The sequence below is a fragment of the Ilumatobacter sp. genome (assembly GCF_030065885.1).
In the GTDB taxonomy this organism is placed as follows: Bacteria; Actinomycetota; Acidimicrobiia; order Acidimicrobiales; family Ilumatobacteraceae; genus Ilumatobacter.
Window position 1 is genome coordinate 1 of sequence record NZ_JASJCS010000124.1, and the last position, 14,402, is coordinate 14,402.

The window sequence follows — 14,402 nt, forward strand, 5'->3', positions numbered from 1 at the left end:
TCAGCCGGATCGGTGGCGTACTCGCCACAGATGCCCTGTCCGGCGATCGCGCACCGCAGGCCGCCGCCACCGGCGATCGTGTCGAAGCTGCCCTCGCTCAGGTTGCCCCTGCAACCGAGGATGGCCGACACGTTCATGGGCAGGATGCACGCCGACTGATCCACGTCCTCGATCGCGTGGTCCTCTGGCGTCATCCGCCGTCAAATGATTCGCGGGTGATCGTCGACGAGCGAACGCCGTCGACCTCGATCGTGATCGACGGGTTCGTCCCCGACGTCGCGCACGCGTCCTCGGCGCCGTCGCCGATGAAGCGGAAGACGAAGCGGCTGCCGTCGCCGAACTCGCACACGTAGTCGCCCGACCGGGCCTCGAATCCGTCCAGCGTGAAGCTGGCGATCAGGCAGTCTGCGCCGAATCGGCAGTCGTCGACCCGCCCGCTGATGACGATGCGCCGCCCGGCGGGGTCCGCCGGTGGCCGCGCGACCGTCGTGGTCGATAGCAACGTGGTCGTGGAGGTCGACGATGTCGTCGACGTGGTGGTCGTGGTGGTGGTCGTGGTGGTCGTTGTGGTCAGCGTCGTTGCGCTCGCAGTCGTCGCGATGGTCGATACCAGTGCCGGTGCCGTGACCGACCGCGAGGGAGCTGCGGCGTCGTCGACGCTCCGCGGCGTCTCGTCAGTGCCGTCGTCGCCGCCCGCCACGAGCCACGATCCCCCGGCGATCACGAGCGCGGACAAGATCGCGAGCGCTCCGATGAGGGCGAACACCCGCGTCGCGCGGCGTCCAGCCACCGCAGCGGCCCGCGCCGGGTCGGCCGCCCACGGCGGCGACACCACGAAGACGTGTGAGCCGCGTCGATCACCGCGGTCATGCCGGATGGTCCACGCGACGACCACGTCGTAGGGCACCCTGCGGTCCGGCAGGACCGCGGCGAGGCGCGCCGTGTCCCCCGGCCCGAGAACGATCGGGTCCGCGATCGGGTCGCCTGCCCAGGGGAGCGAGCTGCCGGAGGGCCGATAGGTGACGATGTCGACGACCGTGGTCGGGAAGCCGGCGCGGTGCGCCACGACCCAGTGGGCCTGGCCGCGATCGATCTCAAGGCGCACCGACACGGCGGGCGGAGTCGACGGGTACCGCAGCCGTGCCACGATCCGCGGCTGCCGTGCGCGGCGCCACACGACCACTGCGACCGCCACCACGGCGATGCAGAGGAGCGCCACCGCGAGGGCAACCGTGAAACCGACGGCAGTCACGTTGCCATCGTCGCATCTCCGCCATCGGCGAGACCGCACCCCGACGAGGCGCATCGATCGACGGTTGGCTCAGCGATCCGGCTCGACCCTCACGAGCCCGTGGCCGTCGAGCACCGATGCGCCGCGTCGCCGACGTCGAGATCGGGTTCGTGTTCGGCCGCCGGGACGGGCCGGCCGTGCGGGGTCACCAGGCGCGATCACATCCGTTCGTCACGAATTCGTCATAGATCCGCCCTAGTGTGAAACGCATGTTCGCCGCGTTGGACCTCGGGATCGACCTCGATGTCTGGCCGTGGGTCTGGCTGGGCACCGCCGTGGTGTTCGCCCTCGTCGAGCTCACGCTCGTCGCCGGCACGTTCATCATCCTGCCCTTCGCCGTCTCGGCCTTCATCGCCGCGATCCTCGCCTTCTACGACGTGCCGATCGAGGTCCAGTGGGGCGTCTTCGTCTTCGGCGGGGCGGCGCTGTTCGCCTTCATGTACCGGTGGGCGCAACGCTTCATGAAGGTCAACACGATGGACCCCGGCGTCGGCGCCGACCGCCTCGTCGGGCTGACCGCGATCGTGACGACGCCGATCGTGCCCGACGACACCGACCGCAAGGGCAGGGTCACCGTCGACGGTGAGGTCTGGGGCGCCGTCTCCGACGTGCCACGCACGTTCGAGGCCGGCAGTCGCGTGCGCGTCGCGTCGATGAAGGGCACACGCGTCGTCGTCGTACCGATCGAGTCGCCGAACGAGGCGACAGAAGGAGAGCAAGCATGAGTGTGATCGTCATCCTGATCGTCGCCGTCGCGATCGTCGGCCTCGCGGTCCTCGCGGCCGCGGTCAAGATCGTGCGCCCCTATCAGCGCGGTCTCGTCGAACGGCTCGGCAAGTACAAGACCACCCGCCAGCCGGGTCTCACCCTGATCGTCCCGTTCATCGAGACGATGCAGCTGATCGACATGCGCGAGCAGGTCGTCGACGTGCCCCCGCAGGAGGTCATCACGTCCGACAACGTGGTCGTGTCCGTCGACGCCGTCGTGTACTACGAGGCCACCGACCCGCAGCGCCTGGTGTACAACGTGGCCGACTTCTTCACCGCCATCACCAAGCTCGCCCAGACCAACCTCCGCAACCTGATCGGTGACCTCGAGCTCGACAAGGCACTCACGTCGCGCGACACGATCAACACCCAACTGCGCGAGGTGCTCGACGACGCCACCGACAAGTGGGGCGTGCGAGTCGTCCGAGTCGAGATCCAGCGCATCGACCCACCGCCGGAAGTCGTGTCGGCCATGCACGCGCAGATGAAGGCCGAGCGCGACCGCCGTGCCACCGTCACCGAGGCCCAGGGTTACCAAGAGGCGGCGATCGCCCGCGCCGACGGCGAGAAGCAGTCGGCCGTGCTCGCAGCCGAGGGCCGCAAGCAGGCCGCGATCCTCGACGCCGAGGGCGACGCACAGGCGATCGAGCTGCGCGCCAAGGCCGACAAGCTCCGCTTGCAGCTGCTCGGCGAGGGTGAAGGCGCCGCTGCGAACGCTCGCCTGACGGGCATCAAGACCGCCGACGCCGACAAGAACGTGCTGACCGTCGAGTACCTGCAGGCGCTCGAGAAGATCGGCGACGGGCGCGCGACGAAGCTCGTCATCCCTGCCGAGTTCTCGGGCCTGCTCGGCAGTGTCGCCGCCCTGTCCGAGGCGATCAAGCCCGACGATGCCAGCGACGAGATCCGCCCCAAGGACGGCCTGCCGATTCCCGACCCTGACGAGCGCGTCGAGGTCATGGGAGGCGGGGGGAGCAGCTGATGCGCGTCGAAGACGCACCTCCGGCCGGCTGGTACCCCGACCCCGAGGGCGGTTCCCGCCTGCGATGGTGGGAGGGCACCGATTGGTCCGATCGCTACCGCGCCCCGCCCACCCCCGGCGTGGTCGAGATCCGGGCCGCGTACGAACGCGAGCACGCCGACGACTTCGGTCAGTCGATCGACGGCGTGCCGCTGCCGCCACGCATGGGCGGCATGTCGCGCGCGGACTCCGAGGCGATCATCAACCAGGTCCGCATGGCGGCACGCGCCGAGGCCGAACGCGCCGCCCAGATGTTCGGTGCGCAGGCACGCTCGGCGACGTCGCAGCTCGGTCCGCTGATCTCGGAGTACACGTCGAAGTTCACTCGCTGGATCCGCATCGCCTCGGTCGCCGCCGTCATCCTGCTGGTCGCCTGGCTGGCGTTCCAGATCTTCGCCCAGGTGAGCCTGTTCGAGTGGATCGGCGACCGGATCGACAACATCACCGACGACGAGGACGGCCTCGGCGTCGCCTCGATGGTGCTCTGGTAGCGCCCGTCATCGCGACAGGTCCGCGCCGGGAACGGGTCTCCCGCCTCTGACGATCACACGCGCCCGCGTTGTTGACTGGACGTGTCGACGAACGAGGAGGACGACGATGCCCAACGGTGCTGGCGCCCACATGGAGAGCACGTATCTCGGCCGATCGGGCCTGAAGGTCAGCGAGTTCGCCTTCGGCACGATGACATTCGGTCGCGAGGCGGACGAAGCGACCAGCCACGCGATGCTCGACCTGTTCACCGAGCGCGGCGGCAACTTCATCGACACCGCCGACGTCTACGGCAACGGCACGGCCGACGAGGTGTTCGCCCGCTGGCTCGCCGGCAAGAACCGCGACGACGTCGTCGTCGCCAGCAAGGTGCGGTTCCCGACGGGGGAGGGCATGAACGACGTCGGCCTCTCGCGCAAGCACGTCATCTCGTCGCTCGAGGCGAGCCTCCGGCGCCTCGGCACCGACCACCTCGACCTGTTCCAGATCCACTGCTGGGACCGCGGCACGCCCATCGAGGAGACGTTGACCACGCTCGACCAACTCGTCCGCGACGGCAAGGTGCGCTACCTCGGCTCGTCGAACCTCCGCGGCTGGCAGCTCCAGAAGATGATCGACACCAGCCGCCAGCTCGGCCTCGAGGCGTTCGTGAGCCATCAGCCGCAGTACAACCTGCTGGCTCGCGAGACCGAGTGGGAGGTGCTGGAGGTGTGCGCAGCCGAGGGCGTCGGCGTGATCCCGTGGGCACCGCTGCGAGGAGGTTGGCTGAGTGGTCGCTACACACGAGAGATGGCCGGTCCACCCGAGGGCTCGCGCGTCAAGACCGCCGAGGAGCAGGGGTGGAGCGAGACGTGGGCCCGCTACGCCACCGAGCACACGTGGGGCATCGTCGACGAGCTCCGACGGATCGCGGAGGCACACGGCACCTCTCCTGCCACGGTCGCCATCCGCTGGGTGGCCCAGCACGCCGTCGTAACCGCGCCGATCCTCGGCGCATCCCGCTTCGAGCAGCTCGAGTCCAACCTCGGCGCGATCGACATCGAGCTGACCGAGGACGACATGGCGGCCCTCGACCGCGTCAGCCACGTCGACGGCTCGTACCCCTACGACGACTTCATCGACAACGCACAGAGGGGGCGCTGAGCGCGCGCATCACGCCAACCCGAGGCGGTCGTACTGGTGGGCGGGCGCCTCGACCTCGTCGAGGGCGTGTCGCAGCAGTTCGAGCGCATCGCGTTCGGCCCCGGAACCCGTCCGGTTCTCGGTCTCGCCGACGTCGTCGACGTCGTAGAGGTGGTGGTCGTCGACGGGAGCTCCGTACGCCCAGAAGGGGAGGAGGTCACCCGGCGCGAACGGCTGGCGGATCACGGGTGTCGTGCTGCCCGGCATCGTGGTCAACGTCGCCCGCTGGTCGGGGGGTGGGAACCGGTACTCGGGTGCGGCGTGCCAGATCGGCATCGACGACCAGCGGTTCGACCACATCTCGATCGGATGGGCGTCGCCGACGGCTGACCGGCCGTAGGTGCGGTGCTCGTCGATGACGTACACGTGGCGGCTCCAGTAGCCGGTGAGCACGTGCTCGCGCACCGTCGAGCTCGAGCCGGCGAGCAGCGGCACGAGCGAGCGGCCGTGCGTGCGGTGCTCGGCCTCGATGCCGAACACGTCGCAGAGCGTGGCGTGCAGATCGACGGTCGTCGTCAGCGCGTCGGTGCGTCCTGCCGGGCGGCCGGGCCAGCGGATCATCAGCGGGACGTGCCCGAGCTCGCGCCAGATCGGCGACCCGGGCTTGCCGAACGTGTCGTGCTCGCCGAGGTAGTGGCCGTGGTCGGTGCAGACGACCACGGCGACGTCGTCGCCGAGCGCGTCGACCGCGTCGAGCACGCTGCCGAACCAGTGGTCGATCATCGACAGCTTCGCCCCGTAGTTGGCGCGGATGTGGGCCGCGTCGCGATCGGTCACGACGCCGCGCGCGATCGCGTCGACCGCGTACGGCGGCCAGATGAGTCGCTCACCCCGCCAGCCGGGGTCGTACCTCGACGCCCATGGCTCGGGCGTGTCGAACGGCTCGTGGGGGTCGAACTCGTCGACGAGCAGCAGGAAGCAGTCGTGGTGCGGTGCGTCCCGCCGCAGCCACTCGGCCGCCGCCCGCATCGTGCGCGGGCCGGGGAAGTCGGCCTCGTCCCGGAACCACGTCCGGCTGTCGTCGTAGGGACGGTGGTGCCTGCCGCCGGCCGCGGGCAGCGCCGGGGCGCCGACCCAGGACGGGTCCGGCCGTGTGCGCCACGGGTCACCTTCGTGCCCGCGCTGGTAGTCCCATGCGGTGAAATCGACGTGGTAGTTCTCGCCGCCGGTCTCGAACAGGTGCGGGTGATCCGAGATCAGCACGCTGGTGATGCCGCGCCGCCGGAGCTCGGTCGTCAGCGCCTCCTCCCAGACCTCGATCGAACCCCACGGACGCCACAGGAAGTCGAGGGCGCCGACCAGCAGGTCGTGGCGGGCCGGCATGCACGGCAGCGAGCCGACGTGGTGTCGGTCGAACACGGTGGCGGTGTCAGCGAAGCGGTCGAGGTTCGGCGTCTCGAACTCGTCGCCGCCGTAGGCGCCCAGCATGTGACGGTTGAGGCTGTCGAGCAGGACGACGACGATCCTTCTGGGTACTCCACCGACGGGCGGGGCCGGATCGGCGTCGCCGTCGGGCTCGCTGTCTCCGCTCGGCTTCGACGCTCGCCCGCTTGTTTGGTGCACCGCGTCCGGGCGTGCTCGGCCGACCGGCGGAGCCGCCGACGCGTCCGTCACCGCTGGACCTCGTCGATGCTGACGATCTCGTACTCGGTCGGCACGTGCTCGGCGGCGAGACGCTCTTGGAGGCGCTGGTAGTCGTCGTGCACGCGTTGGTCCGCGTGCCATGTTCGGGCGTAGTACACCTTGACGACGCCGGCCTGGATCAGCTCCTTGCTGCACGCGAAGCAGGGCTGGTCCGTGGTGTACACCGTGGTGCCGTCGGTCGACGCGCCGAAGCGGCCGGCGGTCAGCAGCGCATTCGACTCGGCATGGACGCAGATGCACAGGTCGTAGTGGGTGCCCGACTCGAACCGGTCGCGGTCATTGCAGCGGAGGCACCCGCCGTCGAGGCAGTTCGGGAGACCTTGAGGGGTGCCGTTGTAGCCGGTGGCGATCACTCGGTCGCCCTTGACGAGGATCGCTCCGACGCTCCGACCGCGGCAGTTCGCGCGCCGAGCCGCCGTGAACGCCAGCGCCAGGTAGTACTCGTCGCGATCGGGCAGCGAGGTGGTCGCGGCGTCACCGTCGCTCATCAGGCCACGGTAGCGAGTGAGCGCTACGCTGCCGAGACGCTGCCCTATGCCGCTCCGCGCGGCTTCGACACGAAAGCGGTACCCGTCATGACCGAGCCTCGCAACGACTTCGCCCCCGGTGTCATCACCGGTCCCGAGGTGAAGGAGGTGTTCGCCCTCGCGAAGGCGAAGGGCTTCGCATTGCCCGCCGCGAACTGCATCGGGTCGAACTCGATGAACGCTGTCATGGAGACCGCCGCCCGTCTCAACTCGCCGGTCATCATCCAGTTCTCGAACAGCGGCGGTGCGTTCGTCGCCGGCAAGGGCATCGGGGTCGACTCGCACCGTGCCTCGGTGCTCGGTTCGCTGGCCGGCGCGGACCATGTCAACCGCCTCGCCGAGTCGTACGGCGCGCGGGTCATCCTCCACACCGATCACTGCGCGAAGAAGCTGTTGCCGTGGGTCGACGGGCTGATCGAGGCCGGTGAGGCGCACCACGCTGCCACCGGTCGACCACTGTTCAGCTCGCACATGCTCGACCTCTCCGAAGAGCCGCTCGAGGACAACGTCGAGACCTGCAAGCGCTACCTCGAGCGGATGTCGGCGATCGGCATGACGCTCGAGATGGAGCTGGGGATCACCGGCGGTGAGGAGGACGGCGTCGACAACACCGGTGCCGACGAGAGCGATCTCTACACCAAGCCCGAGGAGGTCGCCTACGTGTACGAGGAGCTGATGAAGGTGAGCGACCGGTTCACCATCGCGGCCGCGTTCGGCAACGTCCACGGCGTCTACAAGCCCGGCAACGTCAAGCTCACCCCGACGATCCTGCGCGACAGCCAGGAGTTCATCCAGACCAAGTTCGACACGGCTGAGCGGCCGGTCGATTTCGTGTTCCACGGCGGTTCCGGCTCGTCGGCCGCCGAGATCGCCGAGGCGATCAGCTATGGCGTGGTGAAGATGAACATCGACACCGATCTGCAGTGGGCGTTCTGGGACGGCGTGCGCGGTTACGAGCAGGACCACCACGACTACCTGCAGGGTCAGATCGGGAATCCCGAGGGGGAGGACCGCCCCAACAAGAAGCAGTACGACCCGCGGGCGTGGCTCCGTTCCGGCGAGGTCGGGTTCGTCGAGCGACTCGAGCAGGCGTTCCGCGAGCTGAACAACGTCGGCACCCTGGCCTGACCTCACGTCGCCGCTGCGACCGCGACGAGACAGCAGCCGCGATGACGCGGCCGACGTGCTGGCACCGCTGCGGCGACGACACGGCCGACGTGCTGGAACGGCTGCGGCGACGACACGGCCGACGTGCTGGAACGGCTGCGGCGACGACACGGCCGACGTGCTGGAACGGCTGCGGCGACGACGCGGCCGACGTGCTGGCACGGGTGCGGCGACGACACGGCCGCCACTGTGCGACACCCCACCCGTAGCGTGCCGAGCACCGGCTTCCCCTTCGTCAACCCATCACGAAGGGCATCCACCATGTTCGACACCAACGTCGTGTTCCTGCGGGGCACGGTCCACCGCGACCCGGTCGCACGTACGCTCGCCTCGGGTGGCACCGTCACCCAGTTCGACCTCACCACACGATGTGGCGGCGTGGCATCCACCGTGCCGATCTCGGTCGCCGACGTCGCCGTCGAGTGCCGCGCCGACGACGAGGTCGTCGTCGCCGGTCACGTCCATCGTCGCTTCTTCCGCGCCTCGGGCGCCACGCAGAGCCGCACCGAAGTCGTCGCCGCCAAGGTGGTCCCCGCCCGGCGGCGGGCGGCGGTGCGCCGGTTGGCCGGCGCAGCCGCCGAGCTGATCGTCGCCGACGAGTAGGCGGCGGCCCGGTCACGGGTGATCGGAAATATGACGGTCTGATGACGCATCTGTCATCTCGTTGTCATCTAGAGTGCTGGCGGCCCCCGTTCGGGCCGATGAAAGGAAGCCATGAGTCGTCGAACGGTGTTGCTCGCCGCCCTCCTGCTCGCGCCCCTCTCGGTGCCGGCGTGGTCGCCGGCCGAGCCCGCCAGCGCCGCCACCGATCTCGCCGTCCCGAAGCGGGTGCTCGACACACGGTCGGGTCTCGGTGCCGATCGGGGTCGGCTGTTGCCCGGCGAGGTGCTCCGGCTCACGATCCCAGGGCTCGTGCGCAGCGGTGAGACCGCCGCGCTCCTCAACATCACGAGCGACGGCGCCGTCGCTCCCGGGTTCATCTCGGCCTGGTCGTGTCAGGACGCCGCCCCGGCGACGTCGATCCTCAACTACTTCCCCGGCCACGCCACACCCAACGCAGCCGCGCTCCGGTACACCGATGCCGGTCTGTGCTTCTCGGCGTCGTCGCCCGTTCACGTGATCGTCGACCTGACCGGCGTCACGTACGACGGCGATCTGCACGGCATCCGGCCGCAACGGTTGCTCGACTCCCGCGAGACGACCGAGCTGCGGGCGGGGCGCGAGTACCGGGTGCGCGTGGCGGGGACGCCGGGCATCCCCGGTGGCGCCACAGGCGCCGCACTCAACGTCACCGCCGTGCTCCCGCAGCGGGCGGGCTTCATCCTCGTCAAGCCGTGCGGCGCCACGTCGACCGCATCGACGCTCAACTACCTGCCCGGCGAGATCGTGCCGCACTTCACGTTCACGGCGCTCGGCGGCGGCGACGTCTGTCTCAGGGCGTCGGCCGACACCGACGTCATCGTCGACAGCTTCGGGTGGATGGGCGCCGACAGCCAACTGCGCACGTTGACGCCCGACCGCCTGCTCGACTCCCGCTCCGGCTTCGGCGGCCGGTCCGGCGCCGTCGCCGACGGCCAGTTGGTGCGCCTGCGCGTCGCGGGCCGGGCCGGTGTTCCGAACGATGCGTCCGGGGCGACCGTCAACATCGTCGCCGTCAACGGCAGCGCGCACGGGTTCGTCACGGCATGGCCGTGCGGCAGTGCCGAGCCGATGGCGTCGACGCTGAACCTCTGGCCGGGCATCCTGCGCGCCAACCAGGCCACGCTCAAGCTCTCGTCATCGGGCGAGCTGTGCCTCCGGCCGACGATCGTCGACGCCTCGCGGATCCACCTCGTCGTCGACGCCGTCGGCTACGTCGACGGCACCGTCGATCGCGATCCGCCGCCCGACCCACCACCACCGCCCGACCCACCGCCACCGCCCGACGGCGACGATCGCTTCGAAACGCTCCCGGTGGGTGCCGTGCTGCCGTCGGGCGCGGAGTGTGCGGACCGTGTGCGCTCCGCCGCCGAGATCCGCCCCGAGAACGCCACGGCCAACAGCACGCGCGGCAGCCGCGCCAACGCCAACACACGCAGCGACTGGTCCGAGTTCAGCCGGGTCGACGGCGACTTCGCCGGCACGACCGACGAGATCATCCAGTGGGCGGCGTGCAAGTGGGGCATCGACGAGGACATCGCGCGGGCCCAGGTGGTCAAGGAGTCGTTCTGGTACCAGTCGACCAACGGCGACAACGGCGAGTCGTGGGGCCTCGGTCAGGTGCGCGACACGCATCACCAGTCCGCGTTCCAGTACTCCGTCAACGCGATCACGTCGTCGGCCTACAACCTCGACTACACGTACGCGGTCTGGCGCGCGTGCTACGAGGGTGTCTTCACGTGGCTCAACACCGTCGAGCGTGGCGCCACCTACGCTGCCGGCGACGCCTGGGGGTGCACCGGCGTGTGGTTCAGCGGGCGGTGGTACACCGAATGGGCGATCCGCTACATCGAGGGCGGCCCCACCGGCGAGTACGGCGACATCGGCGTGAAGGAGCACTACCGCGACCGGACGTGGGAGACCGCGTCGTTCATCAACGGCTGACCGGCCTGCCGCCGAGGAGCGCCGGTCCGAAGCGACCGGCGGCGCGAGCTACTCGAGCGGCCGGATCACGAGCCCGGTGAGCAGCTTCGGCGTGAAGAACGTCGACTTGGGCGGCATGAGCAGGCCCTCGCGTGCGGTGCGCTCGATCTCGGCGACGCCGACCGGGCGGATCAGGACCGCTGCCGTCACCGAGTCGTCGCCGGCGAGCAGGGCCGTGAGCTCGTCGACGCCGTGCTGGTACGTGACCGACGCCGACGTGGCATCGAGCAGGTGCTCGAGCCACACGCCGTCGAGCGGACGCACGTCGTCGAACGCCCCGGGTCGCGGCGTCAGCCACGTGCCCTCGCCGTCGCGATCGAGGAGGCAGAGGCACCCGCGCCGCTCCATCTCGGCAAGCGTCGCCCGAGTGACGGGGCCAGCTGGCTCGAGCTCGAACCCGACCTCGAGCGCCGAGACGAGGGCGCCGCGGTCGATGTCGCGGTAGACGCGGTGGATCGCTTCGACGCTCAGCTGCTCGGAGACGAGCTCGCTGACGAACGCCAGGGTGAGCTCCGCCGAGGTCTCGTCCGAGCCGGTGGCGGCGCGGACCTCGTCGCGGTAGCGGCGGGCGACGCCGTAGCGATGGTGGCCGTCGGCGATCAAGACGTCGTCGGACCACACCAACGCGCTGATCGCAGCGACGCGGGCAGGATCGACGACCCGCTCGACGTTGTGCGTCACACCGTCGCGGGTGACCGTCCCGATGGGTTCGCCCGGTTCGACCAGCAGCGAGGTGAGCTCGCCCGCCAGCGACAGACCCCAGATCGGCGACATGTTGGCCGCGGTCGCACGCGTGAGGTCGAGCCGGTCGGTCGACGCCTTCGGCGTGACACGTTCGTGGGGGAGCACCTCACCGGCGCCCTCGTCGACCACCTCGAGGCCGCCGAGCACCCCGACGATCTGGCGATCACGCCCCGTCGCGTCGACGAACGACATCCGGTACAGGGTGAAGCCGGGCTCGTCGTCGCGCACCAACGTGCCGGCTGCGACCCACTCCCGAAGCCGATCGCCGGCGGCCTCGTAGCGGCCCGCGCCGTCGCGCTCGCGAGGAACGTCGACATGGACGACGTTCGCAGGGTCCCGCCGCTCGAGCGCGTCGACGTCGTCGTCGGACAGGACGTCGTAGGGCGGCGCAACCACGTCGTCGAGGCGCAGCGACGCGTATCGGAGGGCGGCGAAGGGCTCGAAGCGGGGCACGGCGCACAGGCTGGCAGATCGGGGTCGCCTGCTACAACGGATGCCATGCCGGCCGCTGCAGGACTCGACGGGTCATCGATCCGGTTCGTGCTCTGCGACCTCGACGGGGTGGTGTGGCTCCGGCGTCAGGCGATCCCCGGCGCTCCCGAGGCCATCGCGCGACTCCGGGCGGACGGCCGGCGGGTGCTCTTCGTGACCAACAACTCGATGTCGCCGATCGCCGAGCAGGAAGCGGCCCTCGCCGCCATCGACGTGCCGGCCGACGGCGACGTCATCACCAGTGCACAAGCCGCCGCGTCGCTGGTCGAGCCCGACGAGGTGGTCGTGGTCTGCGGTGGCACCGGGGTGACCGAGGCCGTCGACGCTCGCGGTGCGTTCGCCGTCGACTACGGGCCGGCGGACGCGGTCGTGGTCGGCCTCCATCGCAGCTTCGACTTCGCCCGGCTCCAGGCCGCCAACGCTGCGATCCGCTCGGGCGCACGCTTCATCGCCACCAACCTCGATCCGACCTTCCCGACGCCCGATGGGCCGACGCCCGGCGCCGGCGCCCTGGTGGCGGCAGTCGCAACGGTGGCCGAGACGCAGCCCGTCGTCGCCGGCAAGCCGTTCGCCCCGATGGCAGAGCTGACCCGGCTGCGTTGCGGACCCGACTTCTCGTCGTCGACCGCCATCGTCGTCGGCGACCGGTGGAGCACCGACGGCAGCTTCGCAGACGAGCTCGGCGTCCCGTTCGCCCTCGTGCGTTCCGGGGTGACCGGCGCGGGCGATCCGATACCCGCCGCTCCCGCGTTCGACGGAGCAGACCTGGCCGCGGTCGCCGACGCGCTGAGCTGATCGCCGAGCCGCGCCGGCATGGCTGGTGACGACGCCCTCGTGATCCCGCCTTCGGTCGCGCCGGTAGCATGGCGGCATGGCCAACTCAACCATCAAGCAGTTCCTCGACGCCGGGGTGCATTTCACCGAGATGTCCCGGAAGCAGGCCGATTCCCTCGTGAAGAGGCTCGTGCAAGAGGGTGAGGTGCGGCGCAAGGACGCCGAGCAGATGGTGCAGACGCTCATCGATCGCGGCCGCGAAACCTCCGAGCGCATCAGCGAGATGGTGCAGCGCGAGGTCAACAAGCAGATGAAGGCGCTGTCGGGTCAGTTCGAAGAGCTCGAGGATCGCGTCGAGACGCTCGCCAACCAGATGCGCGGAACCACGCCCGGCAAGAAGGCTCAGCCCGCCAAGAAGGCCCCCGCGAAGAAGAAGGCCGCAGCGAAGAAGGCCCCTGCGAAGAAGAAGGCCGCAGCGAAGAAGGCGCCGGCGAAGAAGAAGGCCGCGGCGAAGAAGGCGCCGGCGAAGAAGAAGGCCGCGGCGAAGAAAGCGCCGGCGAAGAAGCAGGCCGCCGCCAAGAAGGCCGTCGGCTCGTCGGGCGTGCGCAAGGTCAGCCGCTCACGCTCCTGATCGCGTGAGCGGTCGGCGGCGACTCGACGCCGAACTCGTCCGCCGAGAGCTCGTCACGAGCCGGACCGAGGCCCAGCTGCTGATCGACGAGCACCGAGTGCTCGTCAACGGCGCAGTCGCCGAGAAGCCGTCCCGGCAGGTCGCCGCCGGCGACCAACTGCACCTCGTGGGGCCGCCGCCCCGGTACGTCGGGCGCGGGGCGCTCAAGCTCGATCACGCCCTCGACGTGTTCGATGTGGACGTGCGTGGTGTGAGGGCTCTCGATGCGGGTGCCTCCACCGGCGGGTTCACCGACTGCCTCCTGCAGCGCGGCGCCGCACACGTCGTCGCGCTCGACGTCGGCCACGGCCAGCTCCACGAACGACTGCGGGCCGATGCCCGCGTGCTCAACCTCGAGCGGACCAACGTCAGGCACGTGACGCCGGAGATGATCGGCGGCCCCGTCGATCTCGTCGTGGCGGATCTCTCGTTCATCTCGCTGCGTCTCGTCATCGATCGACTCGTCGCCGTGTGCCAGCCTGGTGCGCCGATGGTGTTGCTCGTCAAGCCCCAGTTCGAAGCCGGTCGCGACGAGGTCAGCCGCGGACGCGGCGTCGTCAGCGACCCGCAGGTCCACGACCGCGTGCGCCACGAGGTCGACGACGCGTGCCGCGCGGCCGGCTGCGTGGTGAACGGCTGGACCGACTCGCCGATCACCGGCGCCGACGGCAACCGTGAGTTCCTCGTTCATCTCACGACCCCGGGGTCGGCGTCGTGATCCGCGTCCACCTGATCGCCCACCACGAGCATGCCGGGGCACACGAGCTGGCCGCCACGACGGCGCGATGGCTGCGTGAACGCGGCCACGAGGCGTGGATGCCGAGCTCGGACGCCGAGCTGTTCGGGCTGGCCGACCTGGGCGGCGACGCACCGGCATCCGACGCCGACCAGGTCGGCCAGCCCGAACAGCTCGGCGTCCGAGCTCGGCATCCACGCCTCGTGGCCGCGTTCACGCAGCCATCGCGCCGTCGTGGCGGCCAGCTCGTGTGCCCCGGCATGCTCGTGGTGGGC

General features: G+C 70.1%; 16 protein-coding genes. 11 read left to right on the forward strand and 5 right to left on the reverse strand.

Annotation, left to right across the window (positions count from 1 at the left end):
• Positions 1–194, reverse strand: a 194-nt coding sequence (locus QNJ12_RS20070) for a hypothetical protein (RefSeq protein ID WP_300625405.1), incomplete at its 3' end; no start/stop codon positions are given.
• Positions 191–1,252, reverse strand: coding sequence for a hypothetical protein (locus QNJ12_RS20075; protein WP_300625407.1), 1,062 nt, complete (start codon positions 1,250–1,252; stop codon positions 191–193). The genes QNJ12_RS20070 and QNJ12_RS20075, both read right to left, overlap by 4 nt.
• Positions 1,253–1,500: 248 nt before the next feature.
• On the opposite strand from QNJ12_RS20075, the gene QNJ12_RS20080 reads away from it, so the two are divergent.
• From QNJ12_RS20080 to QNJ12_RS20095, 4 genes are all read left to right on the forward strand, one after another.
• Positions 1,501–2,016, forward strand: a complete 516-nt coding sequence (locus QNJ12_RS20080) for an NfeD family protein (RefSeq protein WP_300625408.1) — start codon at positions 1,501–1,503, stop codon at positions 2,014–2,016.
• Positions 2,013–3,041 carry an SPFH domain-containing protein gene (locus QNJ12_RS20085; protein ID WP_300625410.1) on the forward strand — a complete coding sequence of 343 codons (1,029 nt, stop codon included), beginning with the start codon at positions 2,013–2,015 and terminating at the stop codon, positions 3,039–3,041. Before QNJ12_RS20080 ends, QNJ12_RS20085 begins: the two co-directional genes overlap by 4 nt.
• On the forward strand, positions 3,041–3,571 hold the full coding sequence (locus QNJ12_RS20090) for a DUF2510 domain-containing protein (RefSeq protein ID WP_300625412.1): 531 nt from the start codon (positions 3,041–3,043) through the stop codon (positions 3,569–3,571). The genes QNJ12_RS20085 and QNJ12_RS20090 overlap by 1 nt, the downstream gene beginning before the upstream one ends.
• A 106-nt stretch (positions 3,572–3,677) precedes the next feature.
• Positions 3,678–4,712, forward strand: coding sequence for an aldo/keto reductase (locus QNJ12_RS20095; RefSeq protein WP_300625414.1), 1,035 nt, complete (start codon positions 3,678–3,680; stop codon positions 4,710–4,712).
• A 9-nt stretch (positions 4,713–4,721) separates the two neighbouring features.
• Here QNJ12_RS20095 and QNJ12_RS20100 read toward each other — a convergent pair whose 3' ends face one another.
• Both QNJ12_RS20100 and QNJ12_RS20105 read right to left on the reverse strand, forming a co-directional pair.
• Positions 4,722–6,215: a sulfatase gene (locus tag QNJ12_RS20100; RefSeq protein ID WP_300625433.1), complete on the reverse strand. Its 1,494-nt coding sequence runs from the start codon at positions 6,213–6,215 to the stop codon at positions 4,722–4,724.
• A gap of 146 nt (positions 6,216–6,361) precedes the next feature.
• Positions 6,362–6,883 carry a dCMP deaminase family protein gene (locus tag QNJ12_RS20105; RefSeq protein WP_300625416.1) on the reverse strand — a complete coding sequence of 174 codons (522 nt, stop codon included), beginning with the start codon at positions 6,881–6,883 and terminating at the stop codon, positions 6,362–6,364.
• An 87-nt stretch (positions 6,884–6,970) separates the two neighbouring features.
• Between QNJ12_RS20105 and fbaA the strand changes: the two genes are divergently transcribed.
• The 3 genes from fbaA to QNJ12_RS20120 all read left to right on the forward strand — a co-directional run bounded on the left by fbaA (position 6,971) and on the right by QNJ12_RS20120 (position 10,672).
• Positions 6,971–8,050, forward strand: a complete 1,080-nt coding sequence (gene fbaA / locus QNJ12_RS20110) for a class II fructose-bisphosphate aldolase (RefSeq protein WP_300625418.1) — start codon at positions 6,971–6,973, stop codon at positions 8,048–8,050.
• Positions 8,051–8,350: 300 nt separating this feature from the next.
• Positions 8,351–8,692, forward strand: a complete 342-nt coding sequence (locus QNJ12_RS20115) for a hypothetical protein (RefSeq protein WP_300625420.1) — start codon at positions 8,351–8,353, stop codon at positions 8,690–8,692.
• 111 nt (positions 8,693–8,803) lie between these two features.
• The gene (locus tag QNJ12_RS20120; RefSeq protein WP_300625421.1) at positions 8,804–10,672 is read left to right on the forward strand and encodes a hypothetical protein; all 1,869 of its coding nucleotides are present in this window, start codon (positions 8,804–8,806) and stop codon (positions 10,670–10,672) included.
• A 48-nt stretch (positions 10,673–10,720) separates the two neighbouring features.
• Here the strand turns inward: QNJ12_RS20120 and QNJ12_RS20125 are convergent, their stop codons facing one another.
• Positions 10,721–11,908, reverse strand: coding sequence for a DUF1015 domain-containing protein (locus tag QNJ12_RS20125; RefSeq protein WP_300625423.1), 1,188 nt, complete (start codon positions 11,906–11,908; stop codon positions 10,721–10,723).
• Positions 11,909–11,953: 45 nt separating this feature from the next.
• Between QNJ12_RS20125 and QNJ12_RS20130 the strand changes: the two genes are divergently transcribed.
• From QNJ12_RS20130 to QNJ12_RS20145, 4 genes are all read left to right on the forward strand, one after another.
• Positions 11,954–12,742 (forward strand): HAD-IIA family hydrolase, encoded by a 789-nt coding sequence (locus tag QNJ12_RS20130; RefSeq protein WP_300625425.1) that lies wholly within the window; start codon positions 11,954–11,956, stop codon positions 12,740–12,742.
• A gap of 76 nt (positions 12,743–12,818) precedes the next feature.
• Complete coding sequence (locus QNJ12_RS20135; RefSeq protein ID WP_300625427.1) at positions 12,819–13,352, forward strand: hypothetical protein; 534 nt, start codon at positions 12,819–12,821, stop codon at positions 13,350–13,352.
• Between the two features lie 4 nt (positions 13,353–13,356).
• Entirely contained in the window at positions 13,357–14,109 is a 753-nt protein-coding gene (locus QNJ12_RS20140) for a TlyA family RNA methyltransferase (protein ID WP_300625429.1), read from the forward strand.
• The coding region (locus tag QNJ12_RS20145) for a hypothetical protein (RefSeq protein ID WP_300625431.1) at positions 14,106–14,402 on the forward strand (297 nt) is incomplete at its 3' end. The genes QNJ12_RS20140 and QNJ12_RS20145, both read left to right, overlap by 4 nt.